We start from the raw sequence: 19,148 nt of genomic DNA, 5'->3' as shown, positions 1-19,148 counted from the left end.
TCACATTGATAGCTCTAAAATAAAAAACCTCACAATTGTGAGGTTTTTTTATTCAATTTAGAAATTAATAGCCCCATGCTTTTGGGTCTAATGGTAAATCTACAGCAACTGAAAGCCCTGTATCATTACCATGCATATCTGAATCGCTCACCCACCCATTTAATTTCAAAGGAACATCTGGGCGAAGATAATGTGACCATGTTAAATCGAGTGCTTTCACTTCATCTTTTTCTGGAAATGCTTGGTTAATATCCAGATTAGATTGATTAACTTTAGCCACTAAAACACGTCCAGACACACGGTTCATAGGATCCAAACGAATATTACCGCCGACTGAATACATCTCACCATCACCGCCCATTGCATGACCTAATGGGAAACCATGTTGGTAATAACCATCTTTATATACATAATGATTATACGAAATACCTTTCACATCACCATTTGTACGGGTGTCCGCCCACTCTGTATACAGTTGGAATGGCTTATTTTTAAAACTTGAAGAATAATCTATACCAGCTAAATACATTTTTTTAGATGGAAGCAATCCAGCCTCATCTTCACCCACGTACTGACCATAAACGCTCAGCGGTGTATTCAACCATTGGTTTAGATTTAAACGCGCATCAAAACCTGCAAGTTGGTTTGATTTATCATCATCGGAATTATAGAAATTATCATTGCCTTTAATTGCATTCCATAATGAATCCCAACTTTCCGAGCGTCCTTCACCACCCCATTGAATCATGCGCGATGCACCTAACTCTAAATAAGGCAAAGGCTGTGCGGTTAAACGTAATCCAATCAGTTTTGTGTCTGGAATAGCATCATAATCTGCGAGTTGACCTGCAAATGCTTGATACTGCCAAGGTCCAATCCATGACAACCATTTCGTTTCAAATGCACTTTGGTCTGCACGTTGCATGGTCAAACCATAAACAGGACGGCTTGCATCACCACGGATTAAACTCCCCTCATGTCCTGGTCCCCAATACGTTGGCATTTGACCAGCAATCAGCCACTGGTTCCAAAGCTTGCCTGCCAAGTATGATCCTTCAACATTTACATATTCCCCGTTATCGATCATCGGGTCATGTTCAACGTTTATTTTTAATTTGGCATCCCAATTCTCGCTACCCGCATTTAATTCCAATGCACCCACATATTGAGATTTGTTACTTGCAGCAAACGCTTGTGGAAATTGCTTTTCATCTGTTGCCGCGTAAAGACTCACTTTCGCCAGATGATTATCCGCTTTTAAACTCGCCAAAACAGAGTCAATTACTTTTTGTTGTTCTGGTTGACTAACACGTGCTTGGGATAATGCACGTTGAATTTCATCCCCACTCATTGGCCATGTTGAGGTACTAATTTGAATAACGCCTTGTTGATTTAACCAGTTCAAATCCGAACGTAAATCTTCATTATTCACGACAATCCCTTGCGCAAAACCCGATGACGCTGACACCATCAACAACGCCGAAACTAAAGCTCTTTTTAAAAACATTATCGTGACTTTCTCGTTACTTAATTCTGCCGACTACCATATTTTCTTTGATTGAATATTGCAACCTGAGTATTGATTTTTGTTGTAAATCATCAACAAAAAACCCGCCGAAGCGGGTTTTTTTATAAATATAGACCTTAGTCTTTACGGCGCATGTGTGGGAATAAAATCACATCACGGATACTCGGCGCATCAGCAAATAACATGACTAAACGGTCAATACCAATACCTTCACCCGCAGTAGGAGGCAAACCGTATTCAAGTGCTTCAACAAACTCTGCATCATAGTGCATGGCTTCATCATCACCCGCATCTTTTTCCGCAACTTGTGCTTGGAAACGTTCAGCTTGATCAATTGGGTCATTTAACTCAGAGAAACCATTTGCTAATTCACGACCACCGATAAAGAATTCAAAACGGTCAGTAATATGTGGATTATCATCATTACGACGTGCTAATGGTGAAGTTTCAGCTGGGTATTCAGTAATAAAGGTTGGTTGACGTAATTTAGTTTCAACCGTTTCTTCAAATACAATCGTTTGTAATTTACCTAAACCAAAACCTGGCTTCACTTGTTCTTTTAATTCTTCACGAATAAATTGAGCAAGGAACTCACGGTCACCTACATTTTCAGGGGTAAACTGTGGGTTATTCTCTAAAATCGCATCAAACATAGAGATTTTTTTGAATGGCCCTTTGAAGCTAAACACTTCACCTTGGTAAGGCACATCAGTTGTACCTAAAATATCCAAAGCCAACTTTTCAAGCATATTTTCAGTCAATGCCATCAAGTCTTTATAATCAGCGTAAGCTTGGTAAAACTCGATCATCGTAAATTCAGGGTTGTGACGCGTTGACACCCCTTCATTACGGAAGTTACGGTTAATCTCAAACACACGTTCAAAACCACCAACCACTAAACGTTTTAAATAAAGTTCAGGTGCAATACGCAAGAATAAAGGCATATCTAAAGCATTATGATGCGTTTCGAATGGACGCGCAGATGCGCCGCCAGGAATAACATGCATCATTGGGGTTTCAACTTCCATGAAACGTTCGTTGTTCAAAAATGCACGAATTCCTGCAACAACTTTGGCGCGAATTTCGAACGTTTTACGTGTTTCTTCGTTCACAATCAGGTCAAGATAACGCTTACGGTATTTAACTTCAGTATCATTTAGACCGTGGAACTTATCTGGCAGTGGACGTAGTGATTTGGTCAATAATTCAAAATGTTGAATGTGAACATATAAATCGCCTTTGCCCGAACGACCAATATAACCTTCTACTGCAATAATATCACCAAGGTCTAAACCTTTGATGGTTGCCAAAGTAGCTTCGTCTAACTCTTTACGTGCGACATAAAGCTGAATACGACCTGTCATATCTTGAATCACGATAAATGATCCACGGTTCAACATGACACGACCCGCAACTTTCACATAAACATGCTCAGCCGCTTCAATCTGCTCTTTCGATTGATCTTGAAATTGTTCTTGTAAATCTTGCGCATAATGTTCGCGCTTGAACGAGTTCGGCCATGGGCTAACGCCCATTTGTTTGGCTTGCTCTTCAATTTGCTTCAACTTGGCATGACGCTGTGCAATTAAATCGTTTTCGGAAATAGGTTGTTCAGAAGTCGATTGAGCGTTGTTTTGCGTCATCTCTGCCTCGTAAAAAATACTAAAAAATGAAGTGCTATAGCATAGCAGATTCATTCATGATTTCGTATGATTTCTCTTAAACAAAATAATGACCGTGAATTTAACTTTCTTTTCTACAACTCTATTATTCTATTGTTCTGCTAGTTCTCGAACACGCTGCAATCCTTGTTCAAAAGCTTGCTCCATCATGTATTTATAATCTTCTGTCGTTTCCAATTCGACACTCAGTATTGTTTTTCCATCAACTTCTTCTAAAGAATATTGTTCGAGCAATCCTTGCCACTGCTGAACTTCAGGGCTAGTTAAATCCTCCACCCCATCTTGTAATAGACCTTGATATTGAAAAATAACTGAACAATTCGGTAAATAAACTAAAATGGTAGCAATCAAACCATCGCCATGACTGTCTATAAATAAAGTTCTTCCACCCACTGTCCAATCAGACTGTATTTTTGACCCTTCAGTAAAGAACTTGGTCCATTCAGTATAAGTATCTGCTGACCAAAGAATCTTCCATATCTTTTCAGGACTTGCATCTATACAGACACTAAAACGAAGATGTTCCATCATTTCATTTTCTCAAGCGAATTGCTTCTTTCCAAACTACTGAATAATTTCTACATGTAGTAAAATAAATCGTTAAAAAATATTTATAAACTTGGCGAATTACTCCAAAAATACAATATACCTCTCTGTTTTATCTATTATTAAAAACTACATCACCATATTGCACATACTACTCTTAGACCAAATGCTAAGATCAATGCCAACTGAAGATTCGTAAAATGAACATAATTTAAAAAAGTTGAAAAGTGAACGTTTATTAATCCGTTCTATCTTTGCAAAAAGAGAGCCTATGAATGCGATAACAATCAATATAGACCAATCGAAAATTCTTTTTTTTCATGGATTAGACTCTTCTAAAGAATCGACTAAATTCCATGCAATTGACTCAGCAAAAAAATATTGCATTGATGTGGATTATAGAAATTTAAACTATTCCACTGTTGCCGAATTTTATCAAAATGCTTTAGCGACTATTAAACCTGACTTATTAATAGGTCACTGTTTAGGTGGATATTGGGCGCTCAAAATGTCCTTACAGCACCGAATTCCTTGCATTGTAGCGAATCCCACTCTAACTCCAGATTTCCGCACAGATTATCCTGCAATTACTGAATTCGATTTAGAACATGATATTCCTCAAATTGCCTATATTGAACTTGGTGATGAGGTTTTAGACATGTACGCGACCACAGCTTTTTTAGAACCCTACATGCAAGTTGAAGCAGTTGAAGGTGGACATCATCGACTGGCTGCTCCAGAACGCGTCAACCAACTGATTCATTATATGGAACAGACCTTTTTTTAGCGCAATAAAAAAGCCAATCAAACGCAGTTGATTGGCTTTTTCTCTACAGCTCTAACACGCCTAAGCGACAGCAGCGTGTAATGGCTTTGAGTTTTCTTCCAACACTGTCCACACTTTGAAGCCTAAATCTTGATGCAAAGTTGGTAAATCTAAGAAAATGCTCGCACCCAATACTTGATGCTGACATTTATCCATTAATTGTTTCACCGCTTTTAAGGTTCCACCTGTGGCAAGGACATCATCTACGATAATCACTTTTTGTGGCTGAATATTGGCTGCAATTTCTAAACGATCGACACCATATTCAAGGCTATAACCTACACCAACCACTGGAGGTGGTAGCTTTCCTGCTTTACGAACCAATAAAAGTCCTTTGTTTAAGCGTTGCGCCAATAGACTTGCCAACACAAAACCACGTGCTTCTACCGCCACAAAACTTTCTACTTCAGCCAACTGTTCTTCTGGAATACTTTCAATCAATGCATCGGCTAATGGGCCAATATTACTCATAAATAATGGAGTCAAATCGTAGAAGCAAATCCCAGGTTTTGGGAAATCTTGGACAGTACGAATGTGCGACCACAATACAGCAGACAAATTTTTCATGGGAGAGAATTTAAGAACGGAAGGAATAGGTGAATTTTAACGCTTTTTCAACGCTCAGGATAGATAATCATCAGGTTTTCAGCCGAAAACAATTTTAATCACTTTTTATAACATTATAATTTTTATAAATAATTTTTATATAAAATATTAACTATAGACTTATATGATTATAAAATAGCATTTTCACAGTTTTAAATCTGCTCGACTTTAGTCGCAGAAAATTGGACTTGTTCTGTTGCTCATCAAACCTCTCTAGATTGTCTAACAAAAATACAGCGCAGTGATTGAATTGATAAGTTTTGTCCCACTCAGCCATTCCGATTCAGAATTCTCTAATTAAAATCCGATATTTGCTTTACATTCGTCCTAGAACTGCGTAAAAATTTAGGCGAAAATAACGCTAGCCATTAGATCATTAGAGCCATGCGGTATATGAGTTATTACTGATCTAAATGACCCGATCAGAATTGGAGAATCAGATGAAAAAGTATCAATGCATCGTTTGTGGATGGATTTACGACGAAGCAGAAGGCTGGCCGCAAGACGGTATTGTTGCGGGCACTAAATGGGACGATATTCCAGATGACTGGACCTGCCCAGATTGTGGTGTTTCTAAAGCCGACTTTGAAATGATTGAAATTTAATAATAACTAAAAGACCCTTCTAGTGGTCTTTTTTTACACCTTATCTTTGGAGAAAGAAATGCAGCCTATCGTTATCATTGGTTCAGGCATGGCTGGCTATACCGTGGCACGTGAGTTTCGTAAACTCAATGCGGAACAAGAACTTATTATGATTACCGCTGATGATGCCAGCAACTATGCGAAGCCAACCTTATCTAATGCATTAGCAGGCAAAAAATCTCCTGAACAAATCGCCTTAGGTGATGCTGAAAAAATGAGCTCACAACTCAATATGCGTATTGAAACGCATACTTGGGTTAAAGAAATTCGCAGTGAGCAAAATCAACTTGTCTTAGAAAAAGATGGTCAATCGAGTACCTTAGACTATGCAAAACTGATTCTTGCTATAGGTGCAAATCCAATTCGTTTAGCAATTGCTGGAGATGGCAGTGATGATATTCATGTGGTCAACTCTCTCAATGACTATAAAGCATTCCGTGAAAACCTAGACAAACGTCAAGATAAACGTGTGGTGATTTTAGGTGCTGGATTAATTGGCTGCGAGTTTGCCAATGATCTACAAAATACGGGATATCATGCCACAGTCATCGATTTGGCTGCCCAACCTTTAGGTCGACTACTGCCTGCACATATTGCTTCTGCCTTCCAAGAAAATCTGGAAGAAACAGGCATTCATTTTGTATTGGGTACGACTGTTGAGAAAGTATCTAAAGTCGAAAATGGCGATTATCTTGTCACTTTAGCCAATGGACAATCTGTAATCGCTGATATAGTACTTTCAGCAATTGGTTTACAGCCAAATATTAGCTTGGCTAAAACAGGCAACATTCACACCAGTCGTGGCATTTTGACCAATAGCCATTTGGAAACCAATCAAGCGAATATTTACGCAGTGGGTGACTGTGCAGAAGTGAATGGCACACTACTTCCATATGTAATGCCAATCATGCAACAGGCACGAGCACTGGCAAAAACCTTAAATGGTGAGCATACCGCAGTACATTATCCTGCGATGCCTGTAGCAGTCAAAACGCCTGCAGCACCACTCACGGTTTTACCAGCGCCGGTTGATGTTGACGTGAATTGGGAAACAGAAGAATTTGATGATGGTATGTTAGCCAAAGCCTTTGATAGCTCAGGGACTTTGCGTGGTTTTGTACTGTTAGGTGCAACTGCAGCGAAACAACGATTAGCACTAACCAAGTTAGTTCCAGACTTGATTCCTGTATCAGTTTAAGTTCAAAATAGAGAGGACGTTCACATTTTTGAATGTCCTCTTATTAGGGGAGAAAGAAGAATGAATAGCGCATTACAATTCAAAAATTCACCTTACACCCCGTTTATGCATGAAACCAAGGTAAACTTGGGGAATGGAATTGAATTACACGTCGAAGTTGGCGGTCAACCTGAACATCCAACCATCTTACTCATTATGGGGTTAGGTGCTCAATTATTATTCTGGCCCGATTTCTTTTGTAAAACACTGATTGATCATGGCTATCGTGTTGTTCGTTACGATAACCGCGACATTGGATTATCTTCTAAAATACGTCATCAGGGACCACGTCTAAATACCATTAAATTGATGGGTCGTTTTGCACTGGGCTTAGAAAACCAAGGTGCACCGTATAATTTACATGATATGGCGGATGATGCTGCTCTCTTGATTGAACGCATGGGACTGGAAAATGTCTTTGTTCTGGGTGCGTCCATGGGCGGAATGATCGCACAAATTCTAGCTGCAAAAAATCCAGATAAAGTCAGCAAATTAGGACTGGTGTTTACCAGCAACAATCAACCTTTACTCCCTCCTCCTTTTCCAAAGCAATTGTTTAGCCTTATTGGCCGACCAGAATCGAATGATGAGGAAGGAATTATTAACCACAGCTTAAAAGTATTTAACATTATTGGTTCACCTGGTTATATCAATCAGCTTGAAACCATGCAAACCGCTCGTAAATTATATCAACGAAGTTATTACCCAGCGGGTGTACTTCAACAGTTTTTAGCAATATTATGTACAGGCTCCTTGCTACATCTGGACAAGCAGATTCAACAACCAACTCTTGTAGTTCATGGTTCACGTGATCGCTTGCTCCCGCCTAGCCATGGTAAAGCTGTTGCAAAAGCAATTACAGGCGCTAAGTTTGAATTAATTGATGGAATGGGGCATGATATCCCGCCGCATTTCATTCCTCATCTTAGCGGATTATTTGCTCATCATTTTAAATCTTAAAATTAGGACACTATGGCTGCATTACCATCCCTGAGACAGCTGTCATACCTTGTAACACTGTCTGAAACGCTGCACTTTACTGAAGCGGCGCGTCGTTCGTTCGTGACCCAATCTACCCTTTCGGGTGGGATCATGGAACTTGAACGCTTACTGGGTGGCGTCCTCGTTGAACGCGATCGCCAAAATGTACGTTTAACCCCGCTTGGCGAACAAGTTGTCGCTCGAGCCCGTGTTCTACTTGCTGATGCTCAAGACTTAATGCGCTTAAGTCGTGAAATGAGTGAGCCTTTGACTGGCGATCTACATTTAGGTGTTATTCCAACGATCGCGCCTTTTATTTTGTCGCAGTTACTTGACGAAGTGCATAAGCAGCTTCCTAAAATTCAGTTGCATCTGCACGAAGCACAAAGCGAAAAAATTGTTGAAAAACTTGAGCATGGTAACTTAGACATGGTGTTGTTGGCTCTGCCATTTGACACGCGTGGACTTAAAGTTGCTGATATTGCAAAAGAAGACTTGTTCTTGGTGTGCCATAAATCTGACCACCGTTCGGCACAAGCGGTAACGCTGGAAGATTTAGATTTATCACGTTTGATGTTGCTGGAAGAAGGTCACTGCTTACGTGATCATGCTTTAAGTGCTTGTCCGATTGGCGAGCGTAAAAATGATCATCGCTTAAAGGCAAGCTCATTACCAACTTTAATTGAAATGGTCTCTGCAAACTTGGGCTTTACCCTTTTGCCCGAAATTGCATTGCACACCAATATGATTAAGGCTAACTCTGATTTGGTTGTGAAATCTATTCAAGATGCACCAAGCCGTACTTTGGCCCTGATTACGCGTAAGAGTACACCCTTGCAAAGCGAATTTGATGTGCTGTTGCAAATTCTGCAAAAAATTACCTAAGAACGAATTTTCAAATTCAAGCTTTAAAAACCCAGTGTCCGCACTGGGTTTTCCATTTTTACAGTACTAATACTCTTAAAACCACTCGGCATCACTTAATACAATATATCTGCAATTAATTGTTTTTATTTTGTATCACCTCTTTAAATAATGCGTTTTTTAAGAAAACTTTCAGGTTCAGAATTTATAAATGCGCAATGAACAAAAGACCTTAGTCGACTCTCAAAAATAAGAACAATTTTGAGTTTTTGTGATCGCTAATCTCCCGTACTAAAAGTTTTTAGAAGATATCTCTATGCTTGCTCGCTTTGCATCTCCTTGGTTTCCACTTTCACTAGGATTAATATGTTCGCTCAGTGCGTCATTCAGTATGGCAGCCGAGCCTCCCAAAGTTGACCCCTCTACTCTGACTATTATTGGCTATCATGAAATTACCGATCAGAAAAATGCCCTGATCCCTGATTATGCAGTAACGCCACAACAGTTTAGTCAGCACCTTGATTGGCTACAGAACAATGGTTTTCACTTTATCAATGTCAACCAACTTATCCAAGCTCACCAAGGCAAATACCGTTTGCCGAGCAAACCTGTATTATTGACCGTAGATGATGGCTATCAATCATTTTACACTCATGCTTACCCTATTCTAAAAGCCAAACATATTCCTGTAGTACTTGCTGTCGTTGGTTCGTGGCTTACCCCAAAAGCCAATCAAGCAGTACATTTTGGTGATGATATTATTTCACGTGACAAAATTCTGACTTGGTCAGAACTGAAAGAAATGCAGGACAGTGGTTTGGTCGAAATTGGGAATCACAGTTTTAATTTACATTGTGGTATCAATGCCAATCCACAAGGTAACTCTGAACCTGCTGCCATTACACGTCAATATGATGCAAAACACCAGCGCTATGAAAATGATCAACAATATACCACCCGTATCACCCAAGATCTAAAGCATAACAATGAGTTACTCCAAGCTCATGGTTTAAAAGCACCGCGTGTCATGGTTTGGCCATATGGTCGCTATAACATGCAGGATGTGAATATTGCGAAACAGTTAGGTATGCCAATTACCATCACTCTGGATGATGGCCCTGACCATGTGCATGGTTCTTTGCAAACCCTGAACCGTGTTTTGGTTGAAGGCAATATGAGTACCGCCGATCTGGCACAAGAAATTAAAAATCGTGAAATGAATTTGGGCGATAACAACCGCCCACAGAAAGTCATGCATATTGATTTAGACTATGTTTATGACCCAGATCCTAAACAACAAGAACGCAACCTTGGCATTTTGCTAGATCGCATTCGCGCTATGGGAGTCAATACTGTTTATCTTCAGGCATTTTCAGATTCTGATGGTGATGGTTCTGCCAACATGGTGTATTTCCCTAATCGTCATTTACCTATGCGTGCCGATCTATTTAATCATGTAGCTTGGCAAATTCAGACTCGAACCCAAGTCAGCCGTATTTATGCTTGGATGCCACTCTTGGCATGGGAACTCCCTCAAACTGACCCTGTAAGCAAAGATGTGGTTGAGACCCAACAAGTCAGCCAAGATCATTTAAACATGGGGTATTTACGTTTATCGCCTTATTCTCCACGCGCACGCCAAACCATCAGTGAGATCTATCAAGATTTAGCAAAATCTACACCATTTAATGGCATTCTGTTCCATGACGATACCACCCTATCCGATTATGAAGATGCCAGCCCAAATGCTTTAACGGCCTATGCAGCACAAGGCTTACCGACTGATTTAGCAAAAATTCGTGCAGATGATGCCTTGTTGCAAAAATGGACTGCATATAAAACCAAAACCATTGATGATTTTGCCATGCAGCTTGCCAGCCAAGTCCGTCAGTACGAACCCTTCCTGCTCACTGCACGTAATTTATATGCGCAAGTTGCATTAAAACCTTATGCAGAAAACTGGTATTCACAGTCACTCGAAGAGTCCTTAAAACGTTATGACTTCACTGCCATTATGGCAATGCCGTATATGGAACAAGCGCCTGATGCAGACCAGTTTTATCGTGACATCGTTCAACGGGTTAATTCTTTCCCAAATGGCATGAAAAAAACGGTCTTTGAGCTGCAAGCGACCAACTGGCGTAACAATCAGAAAATTCCTTCACAAGAACTGGCAAGTACCATTCAGTCTTTATATACCCAAGGTGTTATGCATGTTGCCTATTACCCTGACGACCCAATTCAAGGACATCCAGACCCAAAAGTCATGCATGATGTCTTTGCAACCAAATCTTCTCAATTAATTCCATAAAGGCAGTTGAGTATGTTACTTCATTTCAATCTTTGGCTGCGTCACGCGCTCAACTTTGTGTTTTATTACCCGCTGTTCATGTCTTACCTGTGGATGTTAGGTGCACTGATTTTCTATCGTAAAGAACGCAAACAACCTGCCTATCAACAACCCAAGACATTACCGCACTACCCTCTAGTTGCAGTACTAATCCCTTGTTTTAATGAGGGTGATAATGCAGAAGAAACCATTAGTCATGCTTTAAAACTCGACTATCCGAATTTTGAAGTCATTGCGATTAATGATGGTAGTTCAGATAACACCGCTGAAGTATTGAATCGATTGGCACATCAACATGAACGCCTACGTGTGGTACACCTTGCGAAAAATCAAGGTAAAGCCATGGCGTTACAAGCGGGCAGCCTAGTAACAGAAGCAGAGTTCTTGTTAGGAATTGATGGGGATGCACTCCTTGATCCTCATGCAGCGACATGGATGATGCAACATTTTATTGCAAATCCCAAAATTGCAGCAGTGACAGGCAATCCACGTATTCGGACCCGTTCAACACTCTTGGGACGTATTCAAGTGGGTGAGTTTTCTTCAATTGTGGGAATGATCAAACGTGCTCAGCGCAGCTTCGGACGACTATTTACAGTCTCAGGAGTGATTACCGCATTTCGTAAAACTGCCGTACATCAAGTTGGATATTGGTCGCCAAACATGCTCACCGAAGACATTGACATCACTTGGAAATTGCAGCGTGCGGGTTGGGACATTCAGTTTGAACCGAATGCACTGGTGTGGATTTTAATGCCTGAAACACTTTCTGGACTTTGGAAACAACGTCTACGTTGGGCAATGGGTGGCGCTCAGGTCTTAATCAAAAATTTGGATGTATTCATTCAACCCAAACTCAATTTTTTATGGCCACTGATGTTAGAGCTTTGCCTGACTTTGGTTTGGTCTTATTTAATGTTGTTATTGGCAATTCTATGGATCATTCATTTAATTTTCCCAATCGCTGCACTCAGTGGAATTAGCTCACCATTTTTACCTTATGGCAGTGGTGTTTTACTGGGAGCAACCTGTCTCATTCAGTTTGCTTTAAGCAAATGGATGGATAGTCGTTATGAACCGAACCTAGGCAAGAACTACTTCTGGATGATTTGGTATCCATTTGTATTCTGGCTCATTACTATAAGTGCCACCATTATGGCTTTTCCAAAAGTACTGTTACGTGGTGAAGATAAGCGCGCGCGCTGGGTCAGCCCAGACCGTGGTATCCGTTTATAATACGCAACACGATTAGAGTATCTCAAAATGAAATCTCAACATGATTTAGTGATTGATTTGCGTCATTTATTGCCTTGGCATAAACGCTATATGTCGAATACCACTACGGCATTAATGTGGGGTGCGTGGCTTCTGCTTTGGCGTCCCTTCTTACTGGTATGGATTCTCATACAATTACAGAAAAGTACAGCGGTACACCATCTGATCAATGCGCTAAGTATAAGCCTTGAATATGGTGGATTAGAACTACTGCTCTGTAGTGTGGGTTTATTGCTCTGGAGTCGATTTATGCCGTCTGCGAGTGACAAAATGGCACACTCAGAACAACCTTTAGCGACACAGCAATATGCTGACTATTTTGAGCTGAGCAATCAAAAAATTGTACAATCCAGACAGCATAAAATCACCGTGGTTCATCATAATGACCAAGGACAAATCGTTGATTTAGAATAATGAAATACGTTTTTAACGTACTCTAATCTTATAAAAAGACCTCAAGCTATCTTGGGGTCTTTTTCATCTCTATTAGATTGAAGTCTAAACAAAGCATGCAACAAGTTTCGATTGCTGTTCTATCCTAAACATGAAATCTATTCTTTCTGTATCTATCCCTTAGCGCTTCAATTTTTCAGCTCTTATCACGCTAGATTTTAATTGTTTTACGTAGTCCTATACTTCTGTTCAAACCGTGTAAATCAAAGCTCATTACCCGACAATACTCATCACATCTTTATGAGCCTTTTCATAAGCCTTCAATCTCCCCCCTCGATGGGGCGATGTTTCAGACACAAAAAAAGCGCTGACGATGCAGCGCTTTAATTCCGTCTCTTAAGAACTTTAAGAAACGAACTGGAGGAAAATCCAGTATAAACCACCTGATAAACAAATGGTGGCAGGAAGTGTAAAAATCCATGCCGAAAGAATTGTTTTCACAGTTGCAAAATTCAAGCCTGATTTGTTCGCGACCATCGTACCTGCAACTGCACTGTTTAATACGTGAGTTGTTGACACAGGCATACCAAAACCATCGGCTGCTGCAATTGTTGACATTGCTACAAGTTCAGCAGACATCCCTTGACCATACGTCATGTGATGCTTACCAATACGCTCGCCTACAGTCACTACGATGCGCTTCCAGCCTACCATTGTACCTAGACCTAAAGCCAATGCCACAGCCACTTTTACCCAAGTTGGGATGTACTGTAAAAAGCTATCCAAATTGCTACGGTACTCTTTTACTACCTTTTGCTGCGCTTCTGGCATCGCAGGTAACTGGTCTGCTTTATCCAAACGCTTAAACGCAGTCGTGCTCAAATACATATCATTGCGGATAGATGAGATTGCATCTTCAGGAATATTCTTTAAGTCGCCATATTGAGCAACACGGTCACCTAAATGATCGGTCAAACTTGCCAAAGCAGGCACCACTTCTGGGGTGATTTCTTTGGTCTGAATATAAGCTGTAATGGTTTGACGCGCTTGTTCATCTGGAATATCTGCATGTGCAGGATACATCGCCACAGCAGCTTGAGATGACAATTGTTCAAATGACTGAATATGGGCTTGGTCTAAATTCTTGTTGAGTGAATACGCCAATGGTACTAAACCAATCAAAATTAACATGATTAAGCCCATGCCCTTTTGACCGTCGTTTGAACCATGCGCAAAGCTTACACCTGTGCAAGTAAAAATTAGAATTGCACGAATAAGTGGTGGTGGTGGTTTGTTGCCTTCAGGTGGCTGGAATAACTCCAACTGGCGTTTGAAGATTTTTTTCACCAACAAGAAAACCACAGCAGCAAATGCAAAACCAATTAAAGGAGAAAACAGTAATGCTTTACCCACTTTAATTACTTGATCCATATCTACACCGCTGGCACCACTACCTGAGTGTAATAGGTAATTCATAATCCCTACACCCAAAATAGAACCAATCAAAGTGTGTGAACTCGATGCAGGAATCCCCAAGAACCAAGTGCCTAAATTCCATAGAATTGCAGCAATCAGCATGGCAAAGACCATAGCAAAGCCTGCCCCTGAACTCACATTCATGATCAGTTCAACTGGCAATAAGGCGATAATGCCGTAAGCAACCGCACCACTGGCAACCATAACCCCAAGGAAATTACAAAAACCAGCCCACATCACTGCAACAGGTGCAGAAAGAGCATTGGTATAAATTACTGTTGCTACTGCATTGGCTGTGTCATGGAAACCATTCACAAACTCAAAGCCCAGTGCAATTAGTAATGCCGTCGCTAAAAGAATAACAGAATACAAACTTAATGGTGGTACATGCGACAAGTCAGCAGATACCTGAAACCCAATATAAATGAGGGTCGCAATAATGACCGTAAAAAACACCGGCATAAAAAACTTCGGTGTTGGAACATGCACATTCGTCGACTTGTTCGATGCTGAATGCATACGATCTTGGACGGGAGGAGTTTTTGAATTCATGCAGACGGTTAAGAGGATAATAAAATCCCCTTATTGTTAAATTAAATTATGACAATTATATGACAAACAGGTGTCATATAAAGCCAAATTTTTAACAATTGACCTGTTTTAAATCACTCCGCGCTACAATGGGGAGGATTTTTGACTGTAAATCTGTTTTTTTCAAATACTTATAACAAAAAAATATTTCATGTAAAAAAGTAGTTGATTTTCAGAATTGTAAAAAAAATTATCACTCTCCGATGCGCTTTCACCTTGAAATTGAAACCGATTCATCATGCCTATGTAATATTGCATTTCAATGAAATAGCAAAGTAACTCTTATTTCTTACATGAAAACTGCTAACTTGACAGTCAAAAAGCTGAATTAAAATAAAATTAGCCCTGAGTTCTGCTAAAATATGCTCCATTTCAAGACTTGCCGTGTATTGGGGTTATTTATGTCCACGCTTACCACCCTTAAAAAACTTCTCGCTGAGCGTATATTGATCATCGATGGTGCGATGGGCACCATGATTCAGCGTCATAAGCTTGAAGAAGAAGATTATCGTGGTGAGCGTTTTGCCGATTGGGCACATGACTTAAAAGGTAACAATGACCTTTTAGTTTTAACCCAACCTCAAATCATTCAAGGCATTCATGAAGCTTATCTTGATGCAGGCGCAGACATTATTGAAACCAACAGCTTTAACGGCACCCGTGTTTCTATGTCTGACTACCACATGGAAGATCTTGTCCCAGAGATTAACCGTGAAGCAGCACGTTTAGCCAAAGCAGCGTGTGAGAAGTATTCGACTCCAGATAAACCGCGTTTTGTAGCAGGTGTACTCGGTCCAACATCGCGTACCTGTTCCATTTCACCGAATGTAAATGACCCTGCCTTTCGTAACATTACCTTTGATGAGCTAAAAGAAAACTATATTGAGGCAACTCATGCGCTGATTGAAGGCGGTGCAGATATCATTCTGATTGAAACCGTTTTTGATACATTAAACTGTAAAGCTGCAATTTTTGCGGTGAAAGAAGTCTTTAAGCAACTTGGTCATGAATTACCACTCATGATTTCAGGGACTATTACCGATGCATCGGGTCGTACCTTAACAGGTCAAACTGCGGAAGCGTTCTGGAACTCTGTACGTCATGGTGACTTACTATCGATTGGTTTTAACTGTGCCCTTGGTGCAGATGCTATGCGTCCTCACGTTAAAACCGTGTCTGATGTGGCTGATACGTTCATTTCTGCTCATCCAAATGCAGGCTTACCAAATGCTTTTGGTGAATATGATGAAACACCAGAACAAACTGCTGCCTTCTTAAAAGAATTTGCAGAAAGTGGTTTGATCAATATTACCGGTGGTTGCTGTGGTACGACACCAGACCATATTCGTGCGATTGCCAATGCTGTAAAAGACATTGCACCACGTCAAATTCCTGAAACTAAGCCAGCTTGTCGCTTAAGTGGTTTAGAACCATTTAATATTTATGATGACTCATTGTTCGTTAACGTGGGTGAACGTACCAACGTTACTGGTTCAAAAAAATTCTTACGCTTAATTCGTGAAGAAAACTTTGCCGAAGCTTTAGAAGTTGCACAGCAACAAGTGGAAGCTGGCGCTCAGATTATCGACATTAACATGGATGAAGGGATGCTCGATTCGCAAAATGCGATGGTACATTTCCTAAACCTTGTGGCATCTGAGCCAGATATTTCGCGTGTGCCTATCATGATTGACTCATCAAAATGGGAAATCATTGAAGCAGGCCTAAAATGCGTACAAGGTAAACCTGTTGTTAACTCGATTTCGTTAAAAGAAGGTTATGACGAGTTTGTCGAAAAAGCTCGCTTGTGTCGCCAATATGGTGCTGCGATTATTGTGATGGCTTTTGATGAAACTGGTCAGGCCGACACTGCTGAGCGTAAACGCGAAATCTGTAAACGTTCTTATGACGTTTTGGTTAACGATGTAGGCTTCCCTGCTGAAGATATTATTTTTGACCCGAACGTGTTCGCAGTAGCAACAGGTATTGAAGAACACAATAACTATGGTGTCGATTTTATTGAAGCCACAGGTTGGATTAAACAGAATTTACCTCATGCCATGATTTCTGGCGGTGTATCGAACGTTTCATTCTCGTTCCGTGGAAATGAGCCTGTTCGTGAAGCGATTCACTCTGTGTTCTTGTACCATGCCATTAAACAAGGCATGACTATGGGTATTGTAAATGCCGGTCAAATGGCAATTTATGACGATATTCCTAAAGAACTCAAAGATGCAGTTGAAGATGTTGTTTTAAACCAGAACCAAGGTGAGTCTGGTCAGCTTGCGACCGAAAATCTACTTGAAGTTGCTGAAAAATTCCGTGGTCATAGTGGTGCGCAGCGCGAAGCAGAAAACCTTGAATGGCGTAACGAACCTGTAGAAAAACGTCTTGAATATGCATTGGTTAAAGGTATTACCACATACATTGACGAAGACACAGAAGAAGCTCGCCTAAAAGCCAAACGTCCTTTAGATGTAATCGAAGGCGCTTTGATGGACGGTATGAACGTTGTTGGTGACTTGTTCGGTTCAGGCAAAATGTTCTTACCTCAGGTTGTGAAATCTGCACGTGTTATGAAGCAAGCTGTAGCTTGGCTCAACCCGTACATTGAAGCTGAAAAAACCGGTAGCCAATCTAAAGGTAAAGTCCTGATGGCAACTGTTAAGGGCGACGTACACGATATTGGTAAGAATATTGTTGGCGTAGTACTTGGCTGTAATGGTTACGATATTGTTGACCTTGGCGTGATGGTACCTTGCGAGAAAATCTTGCAAACTGCAATTGATGAAAAATGTGACATCATTGGGTTGTCTGGTCTGATTACTCCATCTTTAGATGAGATGGTATTTGTTGCGAAAGAAATGCAACGTAAGGGTTTTAACATTCCTTTATTGATTGGTGGCGCGACTACTTCTAAAGCGCACACAGCAGTAAAAATTGACCCTCAGTATCAAAACGATGCAGTGATTTATGTTGCAGATGCTTCACGTGCTGTAGGTGTTGCAACCACTCTCCTTTCGAAAGAAATGCGTGGAAACTTTATTGCAGAGCATCGTGCTGAATATGCCAAAATTCGTGAACGTTTAGCCAACAAACAACCAAAAGCGGCCAAACTGACTTATAAAGAGTCGGTTGAAAATGGTTTTAAAATTGATGAGAGCTATGTACCACCAAAACCAAATCTTTTGGGAACACAAGTCCTCACCAACTACCCGCTTGCAACCCTTGTAGAATATTTTGACTGGACACCATTCTTCATTTCTTGGAGCTTGGCAGGTAAATTCCCGAAAATTTTAGAAGATGAAGTGGTGGGTGAAGCGGCAACTGACCTTTACAACCAAGCTCAAGCAATGTTGAAAGATATTATCGACAACAACCGTTTTGATGCTCGTGCTGTATTTGGTATGTTCCCAGCACAGCGCACTGACGCAGATACAGTGAGCGTATTTGATGAAGCGGGTCAAAATGTTACTCATACTTTTGAGCACTTACGTCAACAATCTGACAAAATAACAGGTAAACCAAACTTGTCTTTGGCAGATTACATTCGTACTGACCGTGAGCAACAAGACTACTTAGGCGGATTCACTGTATCAATTTTTGGTGCAGAAGAATTGGCAAATGAATACAAAGCCAAAGGTGATGACTACTCTGCAATTTTAGTTCAGTCACTAGCTGACCGCTTTGCTGAAGCTTTTGCCGAACACTTACATGAACGCATTCGTAAAGAGTTCTGGGGTTATAAAGCTGATGAACAACTCAGCAATGAAGAACTGATTAAAGAGAAATATGTCGGTATTCGCCCTGCACCGGGTTACCCAGCTTGCCCAGAGCACTCTGAAAAAGCTGTATTGTTTGACTGGTTAGGTTCTACCGACAAAATCGGCACTAAACTCACTGAACACTTTGCAATGATGCCACCATCTTCGGTAAGTGGTTTCTATTATTCTCATCCACAAAGTGAATACTTTAACGTGGGCAAAATCTCTCAAGACCAACTTGAAGATTATGCAAAACGTAAAGGTTGGACACTTGATGAAGCGAAGCGTTGGTTAGGGCCGAATTTAGATGATTCGATTGTTTAAATCCCCCTTTAATAAAGGGGGAAGAAAATCAATTTTTATCAAATAAAAGAATCTCCCCTAA

General features: G+C 40.5%; 14 protein-coding genes. 9 read left to right on the top strand and 5 right to left on the bottom strand.

Features of this window, described 5'->3' with window-relative positions; genetic code table 11:
- Positions 1–64: 64 nt before the first annotated feature.
- From F4W09_RS00920 to F4W09_RS00910, 3 genes are all read right to left on the bottom strand, one after another.
- Positions 65–1,507 carry a capsule assembly Wzi family protein gene (locus tag F4W09_RS00920; RefSeq protein ID WP_151503721.1) on the bottom strand — a complete coding sequence of 481 codons (1,443 nt, stop codon included), beginning with the start codon at positions 1,505–1,507 and terminating at the stop codon, positions 65–67.
- Positions 1,508–1,644: 137 nt separating this feature from the next.
- A complete protein-coding gene (gene lysS / locus F4W09_RS00915; protein WP_151503720.1) occupies positions 1,645–3,171 on the bottom strand; it encodes a lysine--tRNA ligase in 1,527 nt (508 codons plus the stop codon).
- A gap of 129 nt (positions 3,172–3,300) precedes the next feature.
- The gene (locus F4W09_RS00910) at positions 3,301–3,741 is read right to left on the bottom strand and encodes an SRPBCC family protein (protein WP_016166948.1); all 441 of its coding nucleotides are present in this window, start codon (positions 3,739–3,741) and stop codon (positions 3,301–3,303) included.
- A 286-nt stretch (positions 3,742–4,027) separates the two neighbouring features.
- Between F4W09_RS00910 and F4W09_RS00905 the strand changes: the two genes are divergently transcribed.
- A complete protein-coding gene (locus F4W09_RS00905) occupies positions 4,028–4,543 on the top strand; it encodes a YqiA/YcfP family alpha/beta fold hydrolase (RefSeq protein ID WP_016166949.1) in 516 nt (171 codons plus the stop codon).
- A gap of 60 nt (positions 4,544–4,603) precedes the next feature.
- Here the strand turns inward: F4W09_RS00905 and F4W09_RS00900 are convergent, their stop codons facing one another.
- Complete coding sequence (locus F4W09_RS00900; protein WP_016166950.1) at positions 4,604–5,149, bottom strand: adenine phosphoribosyltransferase; 546 nt, start codon at positions 5,147–5,149, stop codon at positions 4,604–4,606.
- Positions 5,150–5,628: 479 nt separating this feature from the next.
- Here F4W09_RS00900 and rubA point away from each other — a divergent pair, with 479 nt between their 5' ends.
- The 7 genes from rubA (at position 5,629) to pgaD (ending at position 12,953) form a co-directional block, all read left to right on the top strand.
- Complete coding sequence (gene rubA, locus F4W09_RS00895; RefSeq protein WP_016166951.1) at positions 5,629–5,793, top strand: rubredoxin RubA; 165 nt, start codon at positions 5,629–5,631, stop codon at positions 5,791–5,793.
- A 58-nt stretch (positions 5,794–5,851) separates the two neighbouring features.
- Positions 5,852–7,030, top strand: a complete 1,179-nt coding sequence (locus tag F4W09_RS00890; protein ID WP_151503719.1) for an FAD-dependent oxidoreductase — start codon at positions 5,852–5,854, stop codon at positions 7,028–7,030.
- Positions 7,031–7,090: 60 nt separating this feature from the next.
- Positions 7,091–8,029, top strand: a complete 939-nt coding sequence (gene estB / locus F4W09_RS00885) for an esterase EstB (protein WP_016166953.1) — start codon at positions 7,091–7,093, stop codon at positions 8,027–8,029.
- Positions 8,030–8,041: 12 nt separating this feature from the next.
- Complete coding sequence (oxyR, locus tag F4W09_RS00880) at positions 8,042–8,935, top strand: LysR family transcriptional regulator OxyR (protein WP_016166954.1); 894 nt, start codon at positions 8,042–8,044, stop codon at positions 8,933–8,935.
- Positions 8,936–9,230: 295 nt separating this feature from the next.
- Entirely contained in the window at positions 9,231–11,225 is a 1,995-nt protein-coding gene (gene pgaB / locus F4W09_RS00875) for a poly-beta-1,6-N-acetyl-D-glucosamine N-deacetylase PgaB (protein WP_151503718.1), read from the top strand.
- A 12-nt stretch (positions 11,226–11,237) separates the two neighbouring features.
- Complete coding sequence (gene pgaC, locus F4W09_RS00870; protein WP_151503717.1) at positions 11,238–12,500, top strand: poly-beta-1,6-N-acetyl-D-glucosamine synthase; 1,263 nt, start codon at positions 11,238–11,240, stop codon at positions 12,498–12,500.
- 27 nt (positions 12,501–12,527) lie between these two features.
- A complete protein-coding gene (gene pgaD / locus F4W09_RS00865; protein ID WP_151503716.1) occupies positions 12,528–12,953 on the top strand; it encodes a poly-beta-1,6-N-acetyl-D-glucosamine biosynthesis protein PgaD in 426 nt (141 codons plus the stop codon).
- A gap of 384 nt (positions 12,954–13,337) precedes the next feature.
- Here the strand turns inward: pgaD and F4W09_RS00860 are convergent, their stop codons facing one another.
- The gene (locus tag F4W09_RS00860; protein WP_151503715.1) at positions 13,338–14,960 is read right to left on the bottom strand and encodes an inorganic phosphate transporter; all 1,623 of its coding nucleotides are present in this window, start codon (positions 14,958–14,960) and stop codon (positions 13,338–13,340) included.
- Between the two features lie 440 nt (positions 14,961–15,400).
- Here F4W09_RS00860 and metH point away from each other — a divergent pair, with 440 nt between their 5' ends.
- The gene (gene metH / locus F4W09_RS00855; protein WP_151503714.1) at positions 15,401–19,087 is read left to right on the top strand and encodes a methionine synthase; all 3,687 of its coding nucleotides are present in this window, start codon (positions 15,401–15,403) and stop codon (positions 19,085–19,087) included.
- Positions 19,088–19,148 lie beyond the last annotated feature (61 nt).

This window comes from Acinetobacter tandoii (assembly GCF_008867985.1).
Taxonomy (GTDB): domain Bacteria; phylum Pseudomonadota; class Gammaproteobacteria; order Pseudomonadales; family Moraxellaceae; genus Acinetobacter; species Acinetobacter tandoii.
Note: the sequence above shows the minus strand (reverse complement) of the source record. Positions and strands in the feature narration are given on the sequence as shown.

Excerpts from the sequence above, each read along its gene's own strand:
- pgaB (WP_151503718.1), top strand. The coding sequence starts at position 9,231 with ATGCTTGCTCGCTTTGCATCTCCTTGGTTTCCACTTTCACTAGGATTA.
- lysS (WP_151503720.1), bottom strand. The coding sequence starts at position 3,171 with ATGACGCAAAACAACGCTCAATCGACTTCTGAACAACCTATTTCCGAA.
- F4W09_RS00900 (WP_016166950.1), bottom strand. The coding sequence starts at position 5,149 with ATGAAAAATTTGTCTGCTGTATTGTGGTCGCACATTCGTACTGTCCAA.
- pgaC (WP_151503717.1), top strand. The coding sequence starts at position 11,238 with ATGTTACTTCATTTCAATCTTTGGCTGCGTCACGCGCTCAACTTTGTG.
- pgaD (WP_151503716.1), top strand. The coding sequence starts at position 12,528 with ATGAAATCTCAACATGATTTAGTGATTGATTTGCGTCATTTATTGCCT.
- F4W09_RS00890 (WP_151503719.1), top strand. The coding sequence starts at position 5,852 with ATGCAGCCTATCGTTATCATTGGTTCAGGCATGGCTGGCTATACCGTG.
- F4W09_RS00910 (WP_016166948.1), bottom strand. The coding sequence starts at position 3,741 with ATGATGGAACATCTTCGTTTTAGTGTCTGTATAGATGCAAGTCCTGAA.
- metH (WP_151503714.1), top strand. The coding sequence starts at position 15,401 with ATGTCCACGCTTACCACCCTTAAAAAACTTCTCGCTGAGCGTATATTG.
- F4W09_RS00860 (WP_151503715.1), bottom strand. The coding sequence starts at position 14,960 with ATGAATTCAAAAACTCCTCCCGTCCAAGATCGTATGCATTCAGCATCG.
- F4W09_RS00920 (WP_151503721.1), bottom strand. The coding sequence starts at position 1,507 with ATGTTTTTAAAAAGAGCTTTAGTTTCGGCGTTGTTGATGGTGTCAGCG.
- rubA (WP_016166951.1), top strand. The coding sequence starts at position 5,629 with ATGAAAAAGTATCAATGCATCGTTTGTGGATGGATTTACGACGAAGCA.
- F4W09_RS00905 (WP_016166949.1), top strand. The coding sequence starts at position 4,028 with ATGAATGCGATAACAATCAATATAGACCAATCGAAAATTCTTTTTTTT.
- estB (WP_016166953.1), top strand. The coding sequence starts at position 7,091 with ATGAATAGCGCATTACAATTCAAAAATTCACCTTACACCCCGTTTATG.
- oxyR (WP_016166954.1), top strand. The coding sequence starts at position 8,042 with ATGGCTGCATTACCATCCCTGAGACAGCTGTCATACCTTGTAACACTG.